Source organism: Aquabacterium sp. (assembly GCF_036279655.1).
In the GTDB taxonomy this organism is placed as follows: domain Bacteria; phylum Pseudomonadota; class Gammaproteobacteria; order Burkholderiales; family Burkholderiaceae_C; genus Aquabacterium.
On record NZ_DASUIT010000004.1, the window covers coordinates 25,573 to 46,867 of the forward strand.

The 21,295-nt window shown below is 65.3% G+C and carries 16 protein-coding genes; 5 read left to right on the forward strand and 11 right to left on the reverse strand.

The window, feature by feature from the left end:
• Positions 1-141 precede the first annotated feature (141 nt).
• Positions 142-468 (forward strand): H-NS histone family protein, encoded by a 327-nt coding sequence (locus VFW84_RS00475; RefSeq protein WP_329678456.1) that lies wholly within the window; start codon positions 142-144, stop codon positions 466-468.
• An 89-nt stretch (positions 469-557) separates the two neighbouring features.
• Here VFW84_RS00475 and VFW84_RS00480 read toward each other — a convergent pair whose 3' ends face one another.
• On the reverse strand, positions 558-3,374 hold the full coding sequence (locus tag VFW84_RS00480) for a pitrilysin family protein (RefSeq protein ID WP_329678457.1): 2,817 nt from the start codon (positions 3,372-3,374) through the stop codon (positions 558-560).
• Between the two features lie 150 nt (positions 3,375-3,524).
• Between VFW84_RS00480 and VFW84_RS00485 the strand changes: the two genes are divergently transcribed.
• The 4 genes from VFW84_RS00485 to ftsH are packed head-to-tail and all read left to right on the forward strand — an operon-like array spanning position 3,525 to position 10,438.
• Positions 3,525-4,649: an HlyD family secretion protein gene (locus VFW84_RS00485; RefSeq protein ID WP_329678458.1), complete on the forward strand. Its 1,125-nt coding sequence runs from the start codon at positions 3,525-3,527 to the stop codon at positions 4,647-4,649.
• An 18-nt stretch (positions 4,650-4,667) separates the two neighbouring features.
• On the forward strand, positions 4,668-7,418 hold the full coding sequence (gene rbbA / locus VFW84_RS00490; protein ID WP_329678459.1) for a ribosome-associated ATPase/putative transporter RbbA: 2,751 nt from the start codon (positions 4,668-4,670) through the stop codon (positions 7,416-7,418).
• Complete coding sequence (locus VFW84_RS00495; protein ID WP_329678460.1) at positions 7,415-8,554, forward strand: ABC transporter permease; 1,140 nt, start codon at positions 7,415-7,417, stop codon at positions 8,552-8,554. The genes rbbA and VFW84_RS00495 overlap by 4 nt, the downstream gene beginning before the upstream one ends.
• Before the next feature lie 9 nt (positions 8,555-8,563).
• On the forward strand, positions 8,564-10,438 hold the full coding sequence (gene ftsH, locus VFW84_RS00500; RefSeq protein WP_329678461.1) for an ATP-dependent zinc metalloprotease FtsH: 1,875 nt from the start codon (positions 8,564-8,566) through the stop codon (positions 10,436-10,438).
• Between the two features lie 4 nt (positions 10,439-10,442).
• Here the strand turns inward: ftsH and VFW84_RS00505 are convergent, their stop codons facing one another.
• The 10 genes from VFW84_RS00505 to VFW84_RS00550 all read right to left on the reverse strand — a co-directional run.
• Positions 10,443-12,341, reverse strand: a complete 1,899-nt coding sequence (locus tag VFW84_RS00505) for a GspE/PulE family protein (RefSeq protein ID WP_329678462.1) — start codon at positions 12,339-12,341, stop codon at positions 10,443-10,445.
• Between the two features lie 73 nt (positions 12,342-12,414).
• Complete coding sequence (ntrC, locus tag VFW84_RS00510; RefSeq protein WP_329678463.1) at positions 12,415-13,968, reverse strand: nitrogen regulation protein NR(I); 1,554 nt, start codon at positions 13,966-13,968, stop codon at positions 12,415-12,417.
• Positions 13,969-14,025: 57 nt separating this feature from the next.
• Positions 14,026-15,177 carry a nitrogen regulation protein NR(II) gene (gene glnL / locus VFW84_RS00515; protein WP_329678464.1) on the reverse strand — a complete coding sequence of 384 codons (1,152 nt, stop codon included), beginning with the start codon at positions 15,175-15,177 and terminating at the stop codon, positions 14,026-14,028.
• A gap of 13 nt (positions 15,178-15,190) precedes the next feature.
• A complete protein-coding gene (locus VFW84_RS00520) occupies positions 15,191-15,739 on the reverse strand; it encodes a hypothetical protein (RefSeq protein ID WP_329678465.1) in 549 nt (182 codons plus the stop codon).
• A gap of 166 nt (positions 15,740-15,905) precedes the next feature.
• On the reverse strand, positions 15,906-17,324 hold the full coding sequence (gene glnA / locus VFW84_RS00525) for a type I glutamate--ammonia ligase (RefSeq protein ID WP_329678466.1): 1,419 nt from the start codon (positions 17,322-17,324) through the stop codon (positions 15,906-15,908).
• 296 nt (positions 17,325-17,620) lie between these two features.
• Complete coding sequence (locus tag VFW84_RS00530) at positions 17,621-18,415, reverse strand: competence/damage-inducible protein A (RefSeq protein WP_329678467.1); 795 nt, start codon at positions 18,413-18,415, stop codon at positions 17,621-17,623.
• Complete coding sequence (locus tag VFW84_RS00535) at positions 18,412-19,266, reverse strand: EI24 domain-containing protein (RefSeq protein WP_329678468.1); 855 nt, start codon at positions 19,264-19,266, stop codon at positions 18,412-18,414. The genes VFW84_RS00530 and VFW84_RS00535 overlap by 4 nt, the downstream gene beginning before the upstream one ends.
• 60 nt (positions 19,267-19,326) lie before the next feature.
• The gene (locus tag VFW84_RS00540) at positions 19,327-20,295 is read right to left on the reverse strand and encodes a sterol desaturase family protein (protein WP_414638842.1); all 969 of its coding nucleotides are present in this window, start codon (positions 20,293-20,295) and stop codon (positions 19,327-19,329) included.
• Positions 20,296-20,325: 30 nt separating this feature from the next.
• The gene (locus VFW84_RS00545) at positions 20,326-21,147 is read right to left on the reverse strand and encodes a polysaccharide deacetylase family protein (RefSeq protein ID WP_329678470.1); all 822 of its coding nucleotides are present in this window, start codon (positions 21,145-21,147) and stop codon (positions 20,326-20,328) included.
• Positions 21,134-21,295 (reverse strand): YncE family protein (locus VFW84_RS00550; RefSeq protein WP_414638843.1); only part of this gene is annotated, 162 nt, incomplete at its 5' end. The genes VFW84_RS00550 and VFW84_RS00545, both read right to left, overlap by 14 nt.

Genomic DNA, 21,295 nt, shown 5'->3' on the forward strand with positions numbered 1-21,295 from the left:
ATTTGTGTATAAAATGCGCCTCACGCAACTGCTCAGTTCGTGATTCGACCTACATTCAAAACAAGCGGTCAGCCTCTCAACAGGCCTTCAGATTCACGCACTGGAAACGACGTAGTCACTCTCACTCAAAGGACATTCACGATGACCACTTATCAGGATCTGCTGGCCCAAAAGGCCGCCCTGGAAAAACAAGCCGCCGAACTCGAAAAGGCCCTGTCCGACGCTCGTCGTGCCGAGCGCGCTGGTGTGATCGCCCAGATCAAGTCGCTGATGACCGAGCATGGCCTGACCGTGGCCGACCTGGGTGGCAAGGCTGGCAAGGCCCCCTCCGCAGCAGCGGGCCGCAAGGTGGCTCCCAAGTTCCGCAACAACGCCACCGGTGAAACCTGGACCGGCCGTGGCCTGCAGCCCAAGTGGATTCAAGCTGCGCTGGCCTCGGGCAAGAAGCTCGAAGACTTTGCCATCTGACATCCCCTTTGTGAATCCCTTCCCCTGACCGGGCGGATTCACTTCCAAAACCGCAGTGCCATCACCATGGCCCTGCGGTTTTTTTCTTTTCAAGGTGCCGTGGTCTTGAAATCCCCGGCCAGCCCGGTCACAAACTGTGCGGGCTTGAGGTAGCGGCGCAAGGCCTGATTGACCTGCTCCAGCGTCAAGGCCTGCAGGGCCTCGTCCACACGCGCCGAATCTGCAAACGTGCGTTGCAGATAGAGATTGCTGACCCAGGCCCCTGCCAGGCGAGCATCCTGCGCTCTCGACAGACGCCGGAAATTCAGCAGCCCCTTGCGGCCTGCGTCCATTTCAGCCTGTGTAAAGCCTTGTGTCAGCGCACGCTGGACTTCCTCCGCGAACGCCTTTTCGACCTTGTCACGATTCTGCGGGGCAAAGATGGCCGTGGCCATCCACTGAGAATGACGCTCGATCGGGTTCCATTGCACGGTGCTGTACACGCTGTAGGACAGGCCATCCTTTTCGCGGATGCGATTCCACAGCCGCGAATCTCCACCCGAGCCCAGCAAATGATTGGCCAGCATGAGCGCGGGGTAATCGGCGTCACGGTCGCTCAGGGGCAGAGACTGCAACACCGTCATGGTGGCATTTTGTTTGTCCGGGGTCGGCAATACCGTGTGCAGGGCCGGCACGTCCACCCAGGGCTCCGGCACCCTGACATAGGCCCCGGGGCTGCGCCAGCCCTGCAAGCCCTGCGTGAGGGCCTGCTGCAGCGCAGCGGGATCGAAGTCACCCACGGCTGCGAACTCGGCATTCGAGGCCCCCAGGAACTGCCGATGGAACTCGCGCACGCGCTCGATGGTCACGGCCTTCCAGTCGGCCTCGATCTCATCGAAGGTGCGGGCGTACCGCACATCGCCACGGGGATAGGGATTGCCATGACGTGACAGGGCGTTGTCCAGCACGGCCTCGGGCTCCTTGCGCTGCTCCTCCAGGCCCGCCAGGGCCTGCCGGCGGACTTCTTCCAGAACCTCCGCAGGCAGCGTGGGCTCGCGCAGCATCTGGGTGACCAGGGTGATCACCTCGTTGAGGTGCTCGCGCCGCGAGTCGATCGACACGTTCAACTGCCCTGCGCCTGCGGAGAAGGACACGCTCGATTGCAGGGCATCCAGGCGATCCTGGATCTGCTGGCGGCTGAGTGAGGGCGTGCCCTTGTCCAGCAGGGCGGCCAGCACAGCGGGCGCCTCGCCCCAGCCCTTGAGCGAGTGTTCGTCACCAAAGCGCAAGCTCATCGTGGCCTTGACCACCTGACCACGCGTGCCCTTGGGCAGCAGGGCCAGCTTGACGCCAGGCTCGATCGTCAGGCGGCGTGTCCGCACGTCGATATTGGCCGGGCTGGCGTCAAAGGCCTCCACCTGAGCTGCCTGCCCCTGGGGCTTGAAATCCTTGAGCGTGGCGGCCACGTCGACGCGGGCCGGTGCTGGCGCACGCGCAGGCGCCACCGTGGGCACGTACTGACCCAGGGTCCGGTTGGAGGGCACCAGCACCTGGGAGGCCACGCGCTGGACATCGGCCAGGGAGATGGCCTTGACGCGGTCACGCAAGAGGAAAAAGAGACGCCAGTCGCCTTGCGCCACCGCGTCGGACAGCGCCACGCCCACGTGCTGGGGATCGGCAAAGCCCTGCTCCCAGCTGTTGAGCCACTTGGCCTTGGCACGGGCCAGTTCGTCTGCGGTGATGGGCTGCTGCGCCACCGACTCGATCACCGAGAGCAGCGCCCGGGAGGCGGGATCCGCATCCTGCTGTGGACCCAGCTGGGCACCCAGGAGCATGAAGCCGGGATCGGCCAGGCCTTCGGAAAAGCTGAACACCGCTGCCGCCAGTTGCTTTTCGGTCAACTGCTTGTGCAGGCGTCCCGAGGGCGTATCGGCCAGGATCAGGCCCAGCAACTCGACGGCGGCGTAATCCGGGTGCGCGCCGGGCATGACGTGGTAGCCCGCATACAGCAGGGGCGTGCCCCCGACCCGTCGCAAGGTCACGGTGCGCTCGCCATCTTGAACAGGGTCCAGCGTGTACTGGGGTGCCGGACGGGTCTTGGCCTTGGGAATGGCGCCGAAGGACTGTGCGATCCAGCCCTTGACCTTGGCAGGATCAAACTTGCCCGACACGATCAGGGTGGCGTTGTCTGGCTGATAGTGCTGGCGGTAAAAAGCCTGGAGCTGGCCGATGTCCACCCCTTCCACATCCGTGCGTGCGCCGATGGTGGACTTGCCGTAGTTGTGCCACTGATACATGGTGGCCAGGGTCTTTTCGAAAAGGATGCGCCCCGGGTCGTTCTCGCCCATCTCCATCTCGTTGCGCACCACCGTCATCTCGGTGTCCAGGTCGCGCCGTGCGATGAAGCTGTTGACCATGGCATCGGCCTGCCAGGCCAGATACCAGCGCAGATTGTCGTCATTGGCGGCAAAGCTGGCGAAGTAATTGGTGCGATCGAACCAGGTCGTGCCATTGGCGCGCAGGCCCCGCTTGTTGAACTCGCCCCACACATTGGGATGGCGAGGAGAGCCCTTGAACAGCAGGTGCTCCAGCAGGTGGGCCATGCCGGTCTGCCCGTAGTTTTCATGACGCGAGCCCACGCGGTAGGTCACGTTGACCGTGGTGGTGGGCTTGGAATCGTCGGGGATCAGCAGGATCTGCAAGCCATTGGGCAGACGGTACTCGCTGACGCCCTCGACCGAAACAACCGCTTGAAGGGCTGAGGCGCTGCTCAACGCGGCACGAGGCGTGTCGGCTTTGGCTGCCCAGGCGGGGCCCGCCCATTGAAGAGACAGACACAAGACCAGGCAGGCGGCCTGCAGGCGGGAAGGAACACCAGGAGCACCCAGGGGGCGCCAGGAGGTCATCAATCGCTGACGTGCTGACATGAGGATCTGCTTCGTGACACAAGCTGTTGAGTGTAGAGGGGCAGGCCAAAGGTTCCGTGGCGTCGGCACAGCGGCTTGCGCCGCCGCACCCTCAGGAGCACCGGCTCGTGATACAAACAATCCGTATCTTTGCTGCACCGCATCATGGCCATGAACACCCCTTCTGTTTCGACTCGCTCGCGGCTGGCCCGCCTGGTGACCATCGCTCTGCTTGCTGCGGTGGGCGTCGGGGCCTGGCAGGCCTGGACACGTCTGAAGCCAGCCGGGCTGCCCGAAGGCATCGCCAGCGGCAATGGCCGACTGGAGGCCACCGACATCGATGTGGCGACCCGCTCGGGCGGGCGACTTCAGGACGTGCGGGTTCAGGAGGGCGACTTCGTCGAGGCCGGACAGGTGCTGGCCACCATGGACACGCAAACGCTGCAGGCCGACCTGAACCGGGCCGCCGCACAGGTCACTCAGGCACGCAACGCCCGGGTCACCGGCTCGGCCCTGCTGGCACAGCGGGAACAATCCGTCCTCACCGCCCAGGCCCTGGTGGCCCAACGCCAGGCCGAGCAATCGCTGGCCCTCAAGGAGCTGCAACGCGCCCGGGATCTGGTGGGCAAGGGCTTTCTGCCCCCCCAGAAGCTCGATGAGGCACAGGCCCAGACGCAACGCGTCAAAGCCGCCCTGAGCGCAGCCCAGTCCCAGGTGGCGGAGGCCCGCGCCGCCGTGCTGGCCACCCGCTCGCAACTGATCGAAGCCGATTCGGCCATCGAGACGGCACAGGCCGTTCAGGCCCGCATCCAGGCCGACATGAACGACACGGCGCTGCGTGCCCCCCGCGCTGGCCGGGTGCAACTGCTGTCCGCCCGCCCGGGCGAGGTCCTGGGCGCCGGCGGTCGTGTGCTGTCCCTGGTCGACCTCAGCGACGTCTACATGACCTTCTTCCTGCCGGAAACCGCCGCCGGCCGCGTGGCCATCGGCGCAGAAGCACGGCTGGTGCTCGACGCCGCGCCGCAGTTCGTGATTCCGGCCAAGGTGTCCTTTGTGGCCAGCGTGGCGCAGTTCACCCCCAAGACCGTCGAGACCACCTCCGAGCGCCAGAAGATGGTCTTCAAGATCCGGGCCCAGGTCGACCCCCAGTTGCTGGCCCGCCATCGCACCCAGGTCAAGACAGGCATGCCCGGCATGGCCTATGTCCGCATCGATCCGCAACAGGCCTGGCCTGACAAGCTGGCCATCGCGCTGCCCGCCGAGGCACCCGCCAGTGCGTCTGCCGCCAGCCGCTGACCTGCGCCACGTCATCCCGTGAAGCCCGGCCTCGATCACCACACCCTCCAGCCCCCCGTGGTCACGGTCACGGGCTTGAGCCATCGCTATCAAAAGGTGGCGGCGCTGGAGGATGTGAGCCTGTCGATTCCGGGGGGCCGCATGGTGGCCCTGATCGGTCCGGACGGCGTGGGCAAATCCACCCTGCTGGCCCTGATGGCCGGAGCGCGTCAGATCCAGGACGGGCAAGTGCAGGTCCTGGGTGGCGACATGGCCCGAGCCGGCGATCGCCGGGAGCGCTGCCCTCGCATCGCCTACATGCCCCAGGGGCTGGGCAAAAACCTCTACGCCACCTTGTCCGTGTGGGACAACGTGGACTTTTTCGCCCGCCTGTTCGGGCAAGCCCGCCAGGAACGCCAGGCACGCATCCAGGAGTTGCTGGACAGCACGGGCCTGGCGCCCTTTGCCGACCGCCCGGCGGGCAAGCTGTCCGGGGGCATGAAGCAAAAGCTCGGCCTGTGCTGCGCGCTCATCCATGACCCGGACCTGCTGATCCTGGACGAACCCACCACGGGGGTCGACCCGCTGTCGCGGCGCCAGTTTTGGGAGTTGATCGAGCGCATCCGCCACCGCCGCCCCGGCATGAGCGTGATCGTGGCCACCGCCTACATGGACGAGGCCGAACGCTTCGATCACCTGATCGCCATGGATGGCGGCCGCATCCTGGCCGTGGGCAGCCCGACCGAGCTCAAGGCGCGCACAGCCTGCACCACGCTGGAGACGGCCTTCATCGCCTTGTTGCCCGATGCGCGCCGTGGGGAACATCAGGCCTTGGTGCTGCCCCCCCGGGCCCATGCGGACGACGACATCGCCATCGAAGCCCGGGACCTGACCTGCCGCTTTAGCGACTTCACGGCCGTCGATGGCGTGAGCTTTCGCATCCGCCGTGGCGAGATCTTCGGCTTCCTGGGCTCCAATGGCTGCGGCAAGACCACGACCATGAAGATGCTGACCGGGCTGCTGCCACCCACCGAGGGGCAGGCCACACTGTTCGGACGGCCCGTGGATGCACGCGACCTGGAGGTGCGCAAGCGCGTGGGCTACATGTCCCAGGGCTTTTCGCTCTACAGCGAGCTGACGGTGCGCCAGAACCTGGACCTGCATGCCCGCCTCTTCCATGTGCCGCCCGAGATCCTGCCCGCGCGTGTGCAGGAGATGCTCGAGACCTTCGACCTGGTGGGCGTGGCCGACGACTGGCCTGACAAGCTGCCCCTGGGCGTGCGCCAACGCCTGTCCCTGGCCGTCGCGGTGGTGCACAAGCCCGATCTGCTGATCCTGGATGAGCCGACGTCCGGAGTCGATCCCATCGCCCGAGATCAGTTCTGGGCCCTGATGATCCGCCTGTCCCGTCAGGACGGGGTGACGCTGTTCATCTCCACCCACTTCATGAACGAGGCGCAGCGCTGCGACCGCATCTCCCTGATGCATGCGGGCCGTGTGCTGGCCAGCGACACCCCCGAGGCCCTGGTGGCCCAGGGCGGCCACGCCAGCCTGGAAGATGCCTTCATTGCGCACCTGCAACAGGCTCAAGGAGGCTCGGTGACACCTCCCGGCGAGGCGCCCCCGGCGGTCTCGCCAGCCAGCCACCCGACGCCCCCCCGCAGCACGCGCTTCAGCCTGCTGCGCCTGCTGAGCTACGCCCGGCGCGAGGCACTGGAGCTGCTGCATGACCCCATTCGCCTGACCATGGCCTTGCTGGGCACCGTGCTGCTGATGCTCATCATGGGTTATGGCATCAGCATGGACGTGCAAGACCTGCGTTATGCCGTGCTGGACCGCGACCAGACCCCCGCCAGCCGCGCCTACACGCTGCACCTGTCGGGCTCGCCCTACTTCCTGGAGCAGGCGCCCCTGAAAGATGACGCCGACCTGGATCGCCGCATGCGCAATGGCGAGCTGAGCCTGGCGATCGAGATCCCCCCCGGCTTTGGCCAGGACCTGCTGCGCGGGCGCCCCACCGAGGTCGGGGCCTGGGTGGACGGCGCCATGCCGCAGCGATCGGAAACCGTCGCCGGTTATGTGCAGGGCCTGCATGCCAGCTACCTGGCCGAGCGCCAGGCACAGACCCTGGGGCAGGTGCGTGCCCTGGCGCAGGTCGAGGTCCGCTACCGCTACAACCCGGAGGTGCGCAGCATCATCGCCATGGTGCCGGCGGTGATCCCCATCCTGCTGATCTTCATCCCCTCCATGCTGGCCGCCCTGGGCGTCGTGCGGGAAAAGGAACTGGGCTCGATCATCAACCTCTACGTCACCCCGGTGACGCGCCTGGAGTTCCTGGTGGGCAAACAGCTGCCCTACATCGCCGCGGGCATGATCAACTTCCTGTTGATGACCGCCATGGCCATCTGGATGTTCGAGGTGCCGCTCAAAGGCAGTTTCTGGACCCTGTTCGCGGGCGCCCTGCTCTACGTGACGGCCGCCACGGGTCTGGGCCTGCTGATGTCCACCTTCACACACAGCCAGATCTCGGCCATCTTCGGCACCGCCCTGGCCACCATGCTGCCGGCCATCCAGTTCTCCGGCATCATCAACCCCGTGTCGTCCCTGGAGGGCGGCGCCGCCCTGATGGGCCGCATCTACCCCACCGGCCCCTTCCTGATCATCAGCCGTGGCGTGTACTCCAAGGCGCTGGGCCTGGCCGATCTGTGGCCCTACTTCATCCCGCTGCTGCTGATCATCCCGGCCTTGACCCTGCTCAGCGCGGTCTTGTTGAGGAAGCAGGACCGATGAGGCCCCTCAGCCGATCACTGAACCATGCCTGGCATCTGGGCATCAAGGAGCTGCGCAGCCTGTGGCGCGACCGGCTCCTGCTGATCTTCGTGGTCTGGGCCTTCACCGGGGCGCTCTACACCGCCGCCCACAGTGTGCCGGACAGGCTGCACAAAGCCCCGATGGCGGTGGTCGACGAGGATCAGTCCGCCATGTCGGCACGCATTGTCAGCGCCTTCTACCCACCCACCTTCAAGGTGCCGGCCCACATCGACCTGCAGACCATGGATGCCGGCATGGACCAGGGGCGTTACACCTTCGTGCTGGACATCCCACCCGACTTCCAGCGTGATGTGCTGGCCGGCAAATCCCCGGCGCTGCAGCTCAATGTCGATGCCACGCAGATGAGCCAGGCCTTCGTCGGCGCGGGCTACATCCAGTCCATCGCCCTGGCCGAGATTGCGGAATACGTGCAGCGAGAGCGGTTCGTCCAGACACCGGCAGTCGACTTGAGCCTGCGCTACCGCTTCAACCCCACGCTGGACGAACGCTGGTTCATGGGCGCCATGGAGCTGATCAACAACGTGACGATGCTGTCCATCATCCTCACGGGCGCCGCCCTGATCCGCGAGCGCGAACACGGCACGATCGAGCACCTGCTGGTCCTGCCGCTGACCCCGTTCGAAATCATGCTGGCCAAGGTCTGGTCCATGGGCCTGGTGGTTCTGCTGGCCACCGCCGTGGCACTGAGTGCCGTGCTGCAGGGCGCACTGGCCATGCCCGTCAGTGGTTCGACCGGGCTGTTCCTGGCCGGCTGCGCCCTGCATCTGTTTGCCACCACGTCCATGGGCATCTACCTGGGCACCGTGGCCCGCTCCATGCCGCAGTTGGGCTTGCTGATGATCCTGGTGCTGCTGCCCCTGGAGATGCTCTCGGGTGGAGCCACCCCCCGTGAAAGCATGCCAGAGCTGGTGCGCACCCTCATGCTGGGCGCGCCCACCACCCATTTCGTGACCTTTGCACAGGCCATCCTGTACCGCGGCGCCGGCCTGTCCATCGTGTGGCCGCAATTTGCCGCCATCGCCCTGATCGGCACCGTCTTCTTCACCGGTGCGCTGATGCGCTTTCGCGCCACCGTCAGCCGCATGCAGACCTGAGGCCCCACCATGCCCCCACCACCGTCTCCCGGCAGCAGCCCGCCGCCAGATCATCGACCGCACTGGTCCCTCAACCCCTGGACCCTGGCCATCGTGCTGCTGTCCTTGATGTGGATACGCGAGTTGTGGGTCGGCACCCACCAGACCCAGCCCCTGCCCTACAGCGAGCTGATGCAGCATGTGCAGGCCGGCGAGATCGCCAGCCTGCGCATCAGCAACAACCTCATCGAAGGCGAGTTCAAGCAGGCCCGCCCGGATGGCCGCACCCGCTTCATCAGCACCCGCGTCGACCCGGCCCTGGCCAAGGAGCTGGCCACCCACAACGTGCGCTTCGAAGGCGTGGTGGAAAACACCCTGCTGCGCGATCTGCTGTCCTGGATCGTGCCGGCATTGGTGCTCTTTGCACTGTGGAACGTGCTGGCGCGCCGGCTCATGAAGGACGGTGGCTTCGGGGGGCTGGGCGGCATGATGTCGGTGGGCAAGAGCCGCGCACGCGTCTACGCCGAGACCGATGTGGGCGTGAAGTTCAGCGACGTCGCCGGGGTGGATGAAGCCAAGCAGGAGTTGCGCGAATCGGTCGACTTTCTGCGCAATCCGCAGTCCTATGGGCGCCTGGGCGCACGCATGCCCAAGGGCGTGCTGCTGATCGGCCCGCCAGGCACCGGCAAGACCTTGCTGGCGCGTGCCATGGCAGGTGAGGCAGGCGTGCCCTTCTTCTCCATCAGCGGCTCCGAATTCGTCGAGATGTTCGTGGGCGTGGGTGCCGCCCGGGTGCGCGACCTGTTCGAACAAGCCCGCCAGGCGGCACCGGCCATCATCTTCATCGACGAGCTCGATGCCCTGGGGCGGGCGCGCGGCAGCGGCCCCATCAGCGGCGGCCATGACGAGAAGGAACAGACCCTGGATCAACTGCTGTCCGAGATGGATGGCTTTGACGCCAGCGTCGGCGTCATCATCCTGGCGGCCACCAACCGCCCCGAGGTGCTCGACCCCGCCCTGCTGCGCGCCGGCCGCTTCGACCGCCAGGTGCTGGTGGACCGCCCGGACCGCCTGGGCCGGGCCGACATCCTGTCGGTCCACCTCCGAAAGATCACCACGGGCCCCGATGTGCAGCCCGATGCCATCGCCGCCCTCACCCCGGGCTTTGCCGGCGCCGATCTGGCCAATCTGGTCAACGAGGCGGCCCTGCTGGCCACCCGGCGCAATGCAGCGGCCGTCGAAGAGGCCGACTTCACCAACGCCATCGAGCGCATCGTGGCCGGGCTGGAAAAACGCCAGCGCGTGCTCAGCGCCCAGGAGCGCAAGACCGTGGCGTATCACGAGATGGGCCATGCCCTGCTGGCCATGTCCCTGCCCGGGGTCGATCCGGTGCACAAGATCTCCATCATCCCCCGAGGCATTGGTGCTCTGGGCTACACCATCCAGCGCCCCACCGAGGACCACTACCTGACCACCCGCACCGAGCTGGAAAACCGCATGACCGTGCTGCTGGCCGGGCGGGCTGCGGAACAACTGGTCTTTGCAGAGGTGTCGTCAGGCGCCACCGACGATCTGGCCAAGGCCACCGACATCGCGCTGGAGATGGTCACCCGCCTGGGCATGGACGCCCAACTGGGCCATGTCGCCTACGAGCGTCAGCATGCAGATTTTCTGGCGCACATGCCGGGTTTTGGCCAGGTGCGCAACTACAGCGAAGCCACGGCCCGCCAGATCGACGAGTCGGTGCGCCATCTGGTCGATGCGGCTTTCCAGCGTGCCACGGTAGCCCTACAGGCACGCCGAGACCTGCTGGAACAAGGCGCCCAGATGCTGCTGGCCCACGAAACTCTGAGCGAGGCCGAGCTGACACCGCTGGCCAAACAGGCCCGCCTGCGCCAGCCCTGAGGCCTCAGGTGTTGGTGGCGGCCAGCACTTCCGACAGATCGGTCAACCCTGCCCAGACCTTCTCGATGCCATCCTGGCGCAGGGTCAGCATCTGCGTGGACAAGGCCGAGGCCAGGATGTCCGTGGCCGACGCCCGATGCCGGATCTGATGGCGGATGTCGTCGTTGCTGACCAGCAATTCATGGATGCCCATGCGGCCCTTGTAACCCCGCCCATCGCAGACCTTGCAAGCACTTTTCCGGTAGAGCCACAACTGTCCCTGGGCGTCGCCATAGACCTGATGCCAGTGGCGCAGGAGCTCATCGCGGGCCGACTCCGTGATCTCCCGATGCCCTGAGCGCAGGTATTCACGGGCCATCTGCTCGACCTCGTCCGGCGTGGCCAGGGTCTTCTGCCGACAAGCCGGACACAGACGGCGCACCAGACGCTGCGCCAGCACGGCCAGGAGCGAATCGGAGAAGTTGAAGGGGTCCATGCCCATCTCCAGCAGCCGCGCAATGCTCTCGGCCGCCGAATTGGTGTGCAGGGTGGACAGCACCAAGTGGCCGGTCAGGGAGGCCTCGATGGCGATGCGGGCGGTTTCCTCATCGCGCATCTCGCCAATCATGACCACGTCCGGGTCGGCGCGCAGAAAGGTGCGCATGGCCGCGGCAAAGGTCCAGCCGATGCGGCTGTTGACCTGCACCTGACACAGGCCGGGCTGGGTGATCTCGATGGGATCCTCGGCCGTCCAGATCTTGCGGTCCCCTGTATTGAGTTCACGCAGCACGGAGTGCAAGGTCGTGGTCTTGCCGCAGCCTGTGGGCCCGCAAATCAGGATCAGGCCATAAGGCTTGGCGAAGCTCTGGCGCAGCGCCTGCAGATTGGAGGCATTGAGCCCGATGTCGTCCAGCGGCAGGGGCTTGGCACCGGACAGCAGACGCAAGACCACGTCCTCCACCCCATGCGAGGTGGGCACCGTCACCACGCGCAACTCCATCGCCGTGGGCCCGAAACGGGAAAAATCGATCTTGCCGTCCTGGGGCTTGCGGTGCTCGGCAATGTCCAGATCGGACATGATCTTGATGCGCGCCACGAGGGCATGGCGGTAGCGGGGGGGCAGCTCCAGATAAGGCATCAGCACACCGTCGATCCGGAAGCGGATCTTGACCGGCGTCTGCGGTGCCGTGGTCTCGATGTGAATGTCCGAGGCGTGGCGCTTGGCGGCATCCTCGATCATGGTGTTGACCAGCCGCACCAGCGCGCTGCTGGACTCCGTGATCACATCGGTGGTCTCGGACTCGGACTCGGGCACCTCGACCGACAACTCGGCCGCCAGTTGATGGATGGAGTGATCCTGATGCCCTGGCACGACCGGCCTGAAGCCGTCATAGGCCTTCTGGATGGCTTCGGCAACCGTACCCGGCTCGGCCATGACAGTCAGCACACGCAGATTGGTCAGAAAGCACAGCTCATCGAGCACCGGACGCGCCCAGGGGTCGTCCATGGCCACCACCAGGGTGCCCTGGCGCAGGATCAGGGGCAGCACCTGGTGTCGTCCGGCCAGCTCGCGCGGCACCGCCGACAAGGCATCCTTGTCCGGGCGCACGGCAGAGCAGTCGACCACCGGCATGTGCACCGTGGCCGCCAGCCCGACGCTGAGGTCGGCATCGGAGATCCAGCCCCGCTCACGCAGGAGCCGCCCCACCGGGCGATGGGCGCCCCGCTGCTGAGCGGCCAGCACATCGTGCAACTGCTCGGGCGAGATCACTCCATTGAGCACCAGCAACTCGCCCAGCTTGAAGTCGTGAACCAGATGGTAGCGGTCATTGGCCGCGCGCCAGATGTCCTCGGCCTGGCTCAGGACCACACGCCGCCCGTCAGGGCATACGAACTCATGGGGCAGGCGATGGGCAGTGGGCATCTGGACTCACGAAGAGGAAGGGGCTTGAGCGTTCATTATCGGACGCTCGCCCCTCCAACTCAATGATCCAGACTCACTCGTCGATGCCCAGCTCCTGGATCTTGCGGGTGATGGTGTTGCGACCGATGCCCAGCTTCTGGGCTGCCTCGATGCGGCGCCCCCGTGTCAGGTCCAGCGCCGTGTGGATGAGCCGAGCCTCGAACTGCCGCGTCAGGTGATCCCACACATCCGCCTGCCCCGCATCCAGCAAGGCCCGCGCTTCGCGCTCCAGATCACCTAGCCAGCCACCGCTGGTCGGTGCAGCGACGACCGGCACAGGCACCGGGCGCCCCCAGGACTCCGGCACAGGCGCATCCATCAATCGACTGGGAATGGCCGCAGCCGGCACGCTGGACACGGGAGCCGCCAGCGCATCCTGGCCCTCGGGGCTGCTGGACGCCGCCTGCAAGGCCCCTGCCGGCATGGCCACCAGCGCCAGGCCCATCAACTCGGGCGGCAGATCCTTGGCCTCGATCACCTGCGCGGGCGCCATCACGGTCAGCCAGTGGCAGATGTTTTCCAGCTGACGCACATTGCCAGGGAAATCAAAGGACACCAGTTGGGCCAGAGCCCCTTCGGAGATGCGCTTGGCCTCCACCCCCAGCTCCTTGGCGCTCTTTTGCAGGAAAAAGCGCGCCAGGGTGGCGATGTCTTCGCGCCGCTCACGCAGCGGCGGCAGACGCAGACGGATCACGTTCAGGCGGTGGAACAAGTCCTCGCGGAACGCGCCCTGGCGCACACGCTCTTCCAGGTTCTGGTGGGTGGCCGCGATCACACGGACATTGGACTTGATTGGGTGGTGCCCGCCCACGCGGTAGAACTGCCCGTCCGACAGCACACGCAGCAGGCGTGTCTGCAGGTCAAAAGGCATGTCCCCGATTTCATCGAGGAAGAGCGTGCCGCCATCGGCCTGCTCGAAGCGGCCGCGTCGCATGGTCTGCGCACCAGTGAAGGCACCCCGCTCATGCCCGAAGAGTTCAGACTCCAGCAGATCCTTGGGGATGGCCGCCGTGTTGATGGCCACGAAAGGCCCGTTGGCGCGCGGACTGTGCTTGTGCAGCGCATGGGCCACCAGCTCCTTGCCCGAGCCCGACTCACCGGTGATCAGCACCGTCACATTGCTCTGGCTGAGTCGGCCGATCGCCCGGAAGACATCCTGCATGGCCGGGGCCTGGCCCAGCATCTCGGGCATCTGCTGCGCACGCTCGTCGGCCACATCCTCGCGGACGCTTTCGTCAACGGCACGGCGGATCAGCTCCACGGCCTTGGTCAGATCAAAAGGCTTGGGCAGGTATTCGAACGCACCGCCCTGGAAGGACGACACGGCCGAGTCCAGATCCGAGTAGGCCGTCATGATGATGACGGGCAAGCCAGGCCAGCGCTCCTTGACCTTGGTCAGCAGGTCCAGCCCCGAGCCCCCGGGCATGCGGATGTCGGACACCAGAACCTGGGGCTCGTCGTCGTCCAGCGCGGCCAGCACATCACGAGGATTCGTGAAGCTGCGCACAGGGAGGTCTTCCCGCGCCAGTGCCTTTTCAAGCACAAAGCGGATGGATTGGTCGTCATCAACGATCCAGATGGGTTTCATGCCGGCCTGTCAGCGTAATCACCGTGACACACATCCTGGGATGCGAGGGCCACCCGTTCATGGCAAGGGAATGAGGATCTTGAAGACCGTCTTGCCGGGCTCGCTCTCGCATTCGATGGTGCCGTGGTGCTGTTGAACGAAGGTTTGGGCCAGGGTCAGCCCCAGGCCTGAACCCCCTTCACGACCCGACACCAGCGGGTAGAAAATGCGGTCACGCAGGGACTCCGGAATACCCGGGCCGTTGTCTTCAATATGCAAGACCAGTGCCAGGCGATGCAACTGACGGTTGATCGTGACACGGCGAGCCACCCGCGTACGCAAAGTGATCAGTGCATCCCCGGCATCGATGCGATCGACCAGGGCCTGCGCGGCGTTGTGCGCAATGTTGAGCACCGCCTGGATGAGCTGCTCACGGTCCCCCCGGAACTCGGGCAAGGAGATGTCGTAATCACGCCAGACCTTGAGCCCCTTGGGGAACTCGGCCAGGATCAGGGAGCGCACACGCTCGCAGACTTCATGGATGTTGACGTCGCCCACCAGATGCGGCCGACGATGCGGCGCCAGCAGACGATCGACCAGAGACTGCAGGCGATCGGCCTCGTGGATGATGACCTGGGTGTACTCGGTCAGGGCCTTGGACTCCAGCTCCATCTGCAGCAACTGGGCCGAACCCCGGATGCCCCCCAGGGGGTTCTTGATCTCGTGGGCCAGATTGCGGATCAGCTCCTTGTTGGCCCGGACCTGATCCAGAACGCGCTCTTCGCGCTCCTGACGGGTCTGCTGCGCCACCTCGACCAGCTCGATCACGACCAGATCACCATGCTCCATGCGGGTCACCAGCACCTGCACGGGCAAAGGCTCGGCAAACAGATTGGGATGGCGCTTGAGGCAGGCCTCCAGGCGACTGGTGGCATATTCGTTGGCCGCCACGGATCCCACGATGTCCTGCAGCAGGGCAGGCTCCTCGAACCAGTCGAAGATGCATTCGCGCAGGACGCTGCGGCGCGACAGGCCCAACTCTTCCTCGAAAGCCACATTGGTGAACAGACACTGGCCATCGGGCTCGATCACGGCCACCATGGTGGCCAGATGGTCAAAGGCTTCCAGGCCGGGTGGCAGCAGGCGTGCGATCTCCTCGGGATCGGCCCTGGAGCCTCCACGCGCCACGCTGTTCTGACGGCCCAGCGACGGGGTATGGCGGATCTCCATGTCGAAGCAGGCCTTATTTCGCAGTGGATGGGGTCACGGGTGGCGGGGCCACGGGCAGCTTGGCCAACTCGCGCTTGATGGAGGCAATGTCAGCCTCCTTGCGGGTGATGGCGTTCTTCATCTCGGCCACACGATCGTTGTACTTCTGAGCATTGCGCTCATCACCCCGACGCTCGGGTTGACCGTTGTTGTATTCCTTATGAAGGGCCTCCAGCGCGCCCTCTTCCTTCTTGAGTTCAGCCTCCAGGATGCGACGTGAATCGGCATCTCGGGCCTTCTGGGCATCGGAGCTGACCTGATCACCGCCCGATGTCCCACCCGAAGCCGCCGGCTTGGGGGGCGTTCGTGGCATCTGGGACTGGATCACGGTGATGGGAGCACCCTCCAGGGTCTTGCAGCCCTTGGCCACCGCCTCCTTGGGTGAGAAGGCATCGGTGTAGAGATTGCCGGGGCAGCGGTACACCGGCTTGTCCTGCGCCTGCGCAGCAGCCGCGAGCAGACAGGCCGACAGCGCCCACAGGCACGAGCGCACCGCACCGTTCATCGTCAAAGCGTGATTCATGGATCTAGTATGCCTGCAAGCTCCTGCAGCGGGACAGCCCCACCACACCTGTTTACACAACGCAACGTGCCCAGCCCTGGCTGACACCTCACGCAGGCCTCCTTCATGAAAAAAGGGGCGACTTGCGTCGCCCCTTTTCAGGCTGAGTGCCCCACGCGAACGTGGATCACAGAGCGTAGTACATGTCGAACTCGACCGGGTGCGTGGCCATGCGGAAGCGGGTCACTTCCTGCATCTTCAGGTCGATGTAGGCATCGATGTAGGCATCGGTGAACACGCCACCCTTGGTCAGGAACGCGCGGTCCTTGTCCAGATACTCCAGAGCCTGGTCCAGGCTGTGGCAGACGGTCGGCACCAGTGCGTCCTCTTCGGGCGGCAGATGGTACAGATCCTTGGTGGCGGCTTCGCCCGGATGGATCTTGTTTTCCACGCCATCCAGACCGGCCATCATCAGGGCCGAGAAGGCCAGATAGGGGTTGGCCGAAGGATCGGGGAAACGCGCCTCGATGCGGCGACCCTTGGGGTTGGCCACGTGAGGGATGCGGATCGAGGCCGAGCGGTTCTTGGCCGAGTAAGCCAGCTTCACCGGGGCTTCGAAGCCAGGCACCAGGCGCTTGTAGCTGTTGGTGCCAGGGTTGGTGATGGCGTTCAGGGCACGGGCGTGCTTGATGATGCCGCCGATGTAGTACAGAGCGAATTCGCTCAGACCGGCGTAGCCGTCACCGGCGAACAGGTTCTGGCCGTCCTTCCAGATGGACTGGTGAACGTGCATGCCGGAGCCGTTGTCGCCCACGATGGGCTTGGGCATGAAGGTGGCGGTCTTGCCGTAAGCATGGGCCACGTTCGTGATCACATACTTTTGCAGTTGCAGCCAGTCAGCGCGCTCGGTCAGCGTGCTGAACTTGGTGCCGATTTCCATCTGGCCAGCGTTGGCCACTTCGTGGTGGTGCACTTCCACGGGAATGCCCAGCGATTCGAGGATCAGGCACATTTCCGAGCGCATGTCCTGGCCGGAGTCGACCGGGGGCACGGGGAAATAGCCGCCCTTGACGGTGGGACGGTAGCCGGTGTTGCCGTGCTCGTATTCGGTGCCGGTGTTCCAGGCGCCTTCTTCTGCTTCGATCTTGAAGAAGGTGTGGCCCATGTCGTTGCTCCAGCGAACGGAGTCGAACACGAAGAACTCGGGCTCAGGGCCGAAGAAGGCGGTGTCGCCCAGACCGGAAGCCTTCAGATAGGCTTCAGCGCGCTTGGCCAGCGAGCGGGGATCGCGCTCATAGGCCTTGCCATCGTGCGGCTCGATCACGTCGCAGGTCAGGATCAGCGTCGGCTCTTCAAAGAACGGGTCGATGTTGGCGGTGTTGGGATCGGGCATCAGCAGCATGTCGGATGCTTCGATACCCTTCCAGCCGGCGATGGACGAACCGTCAAAGGCGTGGCCCTCGCTGAACTTGTCTTCGTCGAAGTGAGAGACAGGCACCGTGGTGTGGTGCGATTTGCCACGGGTATCGGTGAAGCGGAAGTCAACGAACTTGACTTCGTTGTCCTTCACCATTTTGATCACGTCAGCGACGGTCTTGTTGGCCATCAGGTGCTCCTAGCGAGAGGCTTGAATGTGCAATGAAATGGAACGAGTCTGTTTCCAAAAACAGAAACAGCGCGCAGTGTAATAGCGAAAAGCATGCCCACCCGCGACCGAGATCAACAGCGATGCACACCCTTCACACGGGACGCCTTGAGCGCCCCCATATTTTCGCACTGTCTCGGGCACCCCTTCGCGGCTGGAGGGTCGAGAATTTCAACGGATGAAACCCCGCACTCCCTCGCACCTCCAGGCAAAGACTCAAAATGCACCGAATGAGTGCGCAATGGTAGCGCCTATCGTCACCGCACCATTGTTGGGCCCATTGATGCACCGAGTTGGTTCAGACCTTGCACCAAGGCATCGAACGCCGCGCCCACCTGCTCACCCTGCCCCTTCACCCCCAACTCGATGTGGCGTCCATGCACCGGATGGTCCACGCTGGGCAGGCTGAACACCTTCACCGGGGCAAAGCGGCTCTCGATCTCCACCATCAAGGGCGTGAGATGGGACTCGATGGCACCATAGACCACCACGGCGTGCTCGGCCATGCGCCCAAGCCCTTGCAGTTGCGGGTGACACTGATCCAGCACCCAGGCCATCATGGGCCAGGCCATCACCGGAAACCCGGGCAGGAAGTGCACCCGTCCCTGCAAGCTGAAGCCGGGAATGCGGTTGTAGGGGTTGGGAATGATCTCGGCGCCCACGGGGAACTCACCCATCTGCAAACGCCGCTGCGTGTCCTGGGAGTCCGGCTCGAAAGGCTGCCCCTCCTGCTCGGCCATCTCGCGACAGCGATCCAGGATCAGCTCGCGCGCCGTGGGATGCAGCACCAGGGGTTGGCCCAGCGCCTGGGCCGCACAGGCCCGGGTGTGATCGTCCGGCGTGGCGCCGATGCCCCCGAAGGAAAACACCACATCGCCGCTATCAAAGGCATGTCGCAGATCTGCGGTGATGCGCTCAGGCTCGTCCCCCACATAACGGGCCCACGACAGGGCCATGCCCCGTTCCGACAGCAGTTCGATGGCCTTGGCCAGGTGCTTGTCCTGACGACGTCCGCTGAGGATTTCGTCGCCAATGATGATGAGTCCGATCATGACAGGGCAGTCTCCGAAGATGGCGGGGTCAGGGGCAGGTCCACCGGCCGGGTGCGCAGGTTCTGCAAGGCCTCCAGCAGGTAGTGGGCGAACCACAGACAGGAAAAGACGAACACGAAGGTGTAGATCCACAGGGATGCCACGATCATGACCGGCGCCAGCACCACGGCCAGCGCACCCATGGCCCAGAGCATGGAAGGCGCCGCGCCCAGATAGCCCGTGATCACCCCCATGAGCAGCAAGGACGGGCGATGCTCACGCAGGATGAGCGTCCGCTCCTCAGGCGTGGCGTGCTCGGCCAGGATATCGAACGCCATGACGCGGTAGGTCAGCCAGCCCCAGATCAGCGGCGGCAAGATCAGACCCAGCGGCGGAATGAACCACAGCGGCATGGACACCAGCATCACCACCAGCGCCAGAGCGGTCGACCCCAGGGACCAGCCCAGCGAGGCCCACCAGGGCGCACGGTGGCGTGACGCCAGATCCGGGAAGCGCCGTGCCACCACCATCCGCACCACCGAGGGCGCCATCAGCGTGGCCACCACCAGCAGGCAGGAGATCACGACCACCGGCACCACCAGAGCGAGCAGCAGCATCGCGGCCAGCACCGAAGAAGCTCCGGGCACGCCCCACTGGTTCAACCAGGACAACAGCGTGCTCAGCCAGGGCCAGGTGTTCAGCGACGAAGCCAGTGCCGTGACCGCGTCACTCCAGCCCCACCAGGCCAGCCCACCGAGCACCACCAGTGAGAGCAGCAGCGGCAACAGCGAGAGCCAGATGATCCTGGGGTGCAGGCCGTAAGCCAGCGCCCGCCACAAGCTGCTCGATAGAGGTGATGAAGTGCCAGTCATGGCGCCATCTTGCCAGCAGCAGCGGGGAATCCGCTGCTGGACTGACGCAAGACCCTGAACTCAGGCCAGCAGGCGCTTGAGGCCCAGCCACTGCTGAGCCCAGAATCCACGCCCGTAGTCGCGCGCGCCCTGGTCCGGCAACTGATCGCGGATGCCGGTGGATTCGACGGGGGAGCGGAAATCCGCCGTGCCAAAGAGGATGTCCCAGACCGGAAAGAGCACCGCGAAGTTGTGCCCTCCCAGGCTGCCAGGCCCATGCGACTCGTGCCCGATGCCAATGGCATGGTGCACGCGATGGAACCGCGGGCTCACCAGCAGGCGCTCGATGACGCTCCCCAGGCGCAGCCGCGTGTTGGCGTGCGACAGGCTTTCAATGAGCAAGGTCACGGCCACCACCGCCACGAACTGCCCCGGAGGCACACCGATGGCCCGCGCCACCACGGCGATGATCAAGGCGCGGATGACATCGTCGAGCAGGTGGTTGCGGTTGTCGCTCCACAAGGTCATCTGGCGCTGACTGTGGTGCACGGCGTGCAGAGCCCACCAGGCATTGGAGGCGTGCTGCCCACGGTGAATCCAGTAATCCACGAAGTCGAACACCAGCAGATACAGCACCAGACTGAACCAGGCCGTGTCACTCACCCCCGGCCACCACGGGGCCGCCAGTGCGTCCAGGTGGATCCCATCCACGCCCTGCACACGCGCCCAGCCAAACAAGGCATCGATCACCGGATCCAGGGAAAAGAACATCACCAGGCGAAACACCCCCAGGCGATGGATGAACGAGTACAACATGTCGACGCGCACCGCCCGCCGATCTGTGACGGCCTCGACCGGCCGCCAGCGCTCCAGCGCGCCAAACACCACCACCATGATCACCAGTTGCAGCAAGCCCACCAGCAACCAGCCAGTGGCGTTGTAGGCATCTTCCAGGAGGTTGCCCAAGCCCAGGTCGAACGCCAGAGGCTGCACCACGGTTTCGAACAGCCATTGCTGGGCGGTGTCGAAGTGCTGGGAGACGAGATTCAGGGCTTCGTCAATCATGGGGATTCACAGGCATCAGGGTCGAGGGGCCGGTGCATCACCGACCGTGCGGTAGTCGGGATGCTCGCGCAAGGTCGCAAAACACATACCACGCGCCTTCAGGCCCACGATCAGAGGCTCCAGCACGGCGGGCGCCCAGGGATCCTGGCGCGACCAGATGCCCAGATGCGCCAGCAAGATGTCCCCCGGGCGAATGTCCCGCAGGGCCTGCTGGAGCAGCCGCGCATTGGGATACCGGTCACTGGGCAGCTCATCGCCCAGAAAGCCGGCCGTCGTCCAGGGCACATGGTGCCAGCCGCAATGCCGGGCGGCCTTCAGGAGCGCAGGTGAGGTCTTGCCTCCGGGCGCACGAAACAGGGCCCGCATCGGCCGCCCCGTCATAGCCTGGAAGCGCTGGGCACTGCGAGCAAGCTCCTCGCAGTACTGCGCCGGGCTCAAGCTCAGGCGCTGACCGGTCTGCGGGCCCGCCGTCGGCTGCAGGATCAGCGCCCCACTGCGGTCACCACGCCAGACCATGTGGTCCCAGGTATGCGATCCGAAATCATGCCCGGCCTGTGCCAGCGCTTTCCACCAGGGCGCCCAGTGCTCATCCAGACTGGTGCCCGCCGGGCGTGATGCCACCGGCTGCGTGCGCTCATTGGCCAGGAAAAACGTGGCCTGGATCTGCTGACGCGCCAGCACCTGCGCCACCAGCGGCGCCACGCCCATGTGGCCGGTATCGAAGGTGAGGTAGACCGGCTTGGTGCAGGTGGCCGCCGGTGCCGCCCATGCCCCTGCCGAGCCCGCGATCAGCAGGCACGGTGCCAGGGCACGGCGCAGGCGCTCAACGGGGCGCATGGTCCAGCGTCCAGACCCCATGCGGGGATTTGCCCACCGGCACCTGGCGCAGGACCTTGCCCTGCACCGTGTCGATGAAGGTCAGCTTGCGCGCCCAGCGCGAGGTCACCAGGATGGTCTTGCCATCGGACAACAGGTCCATGCAATC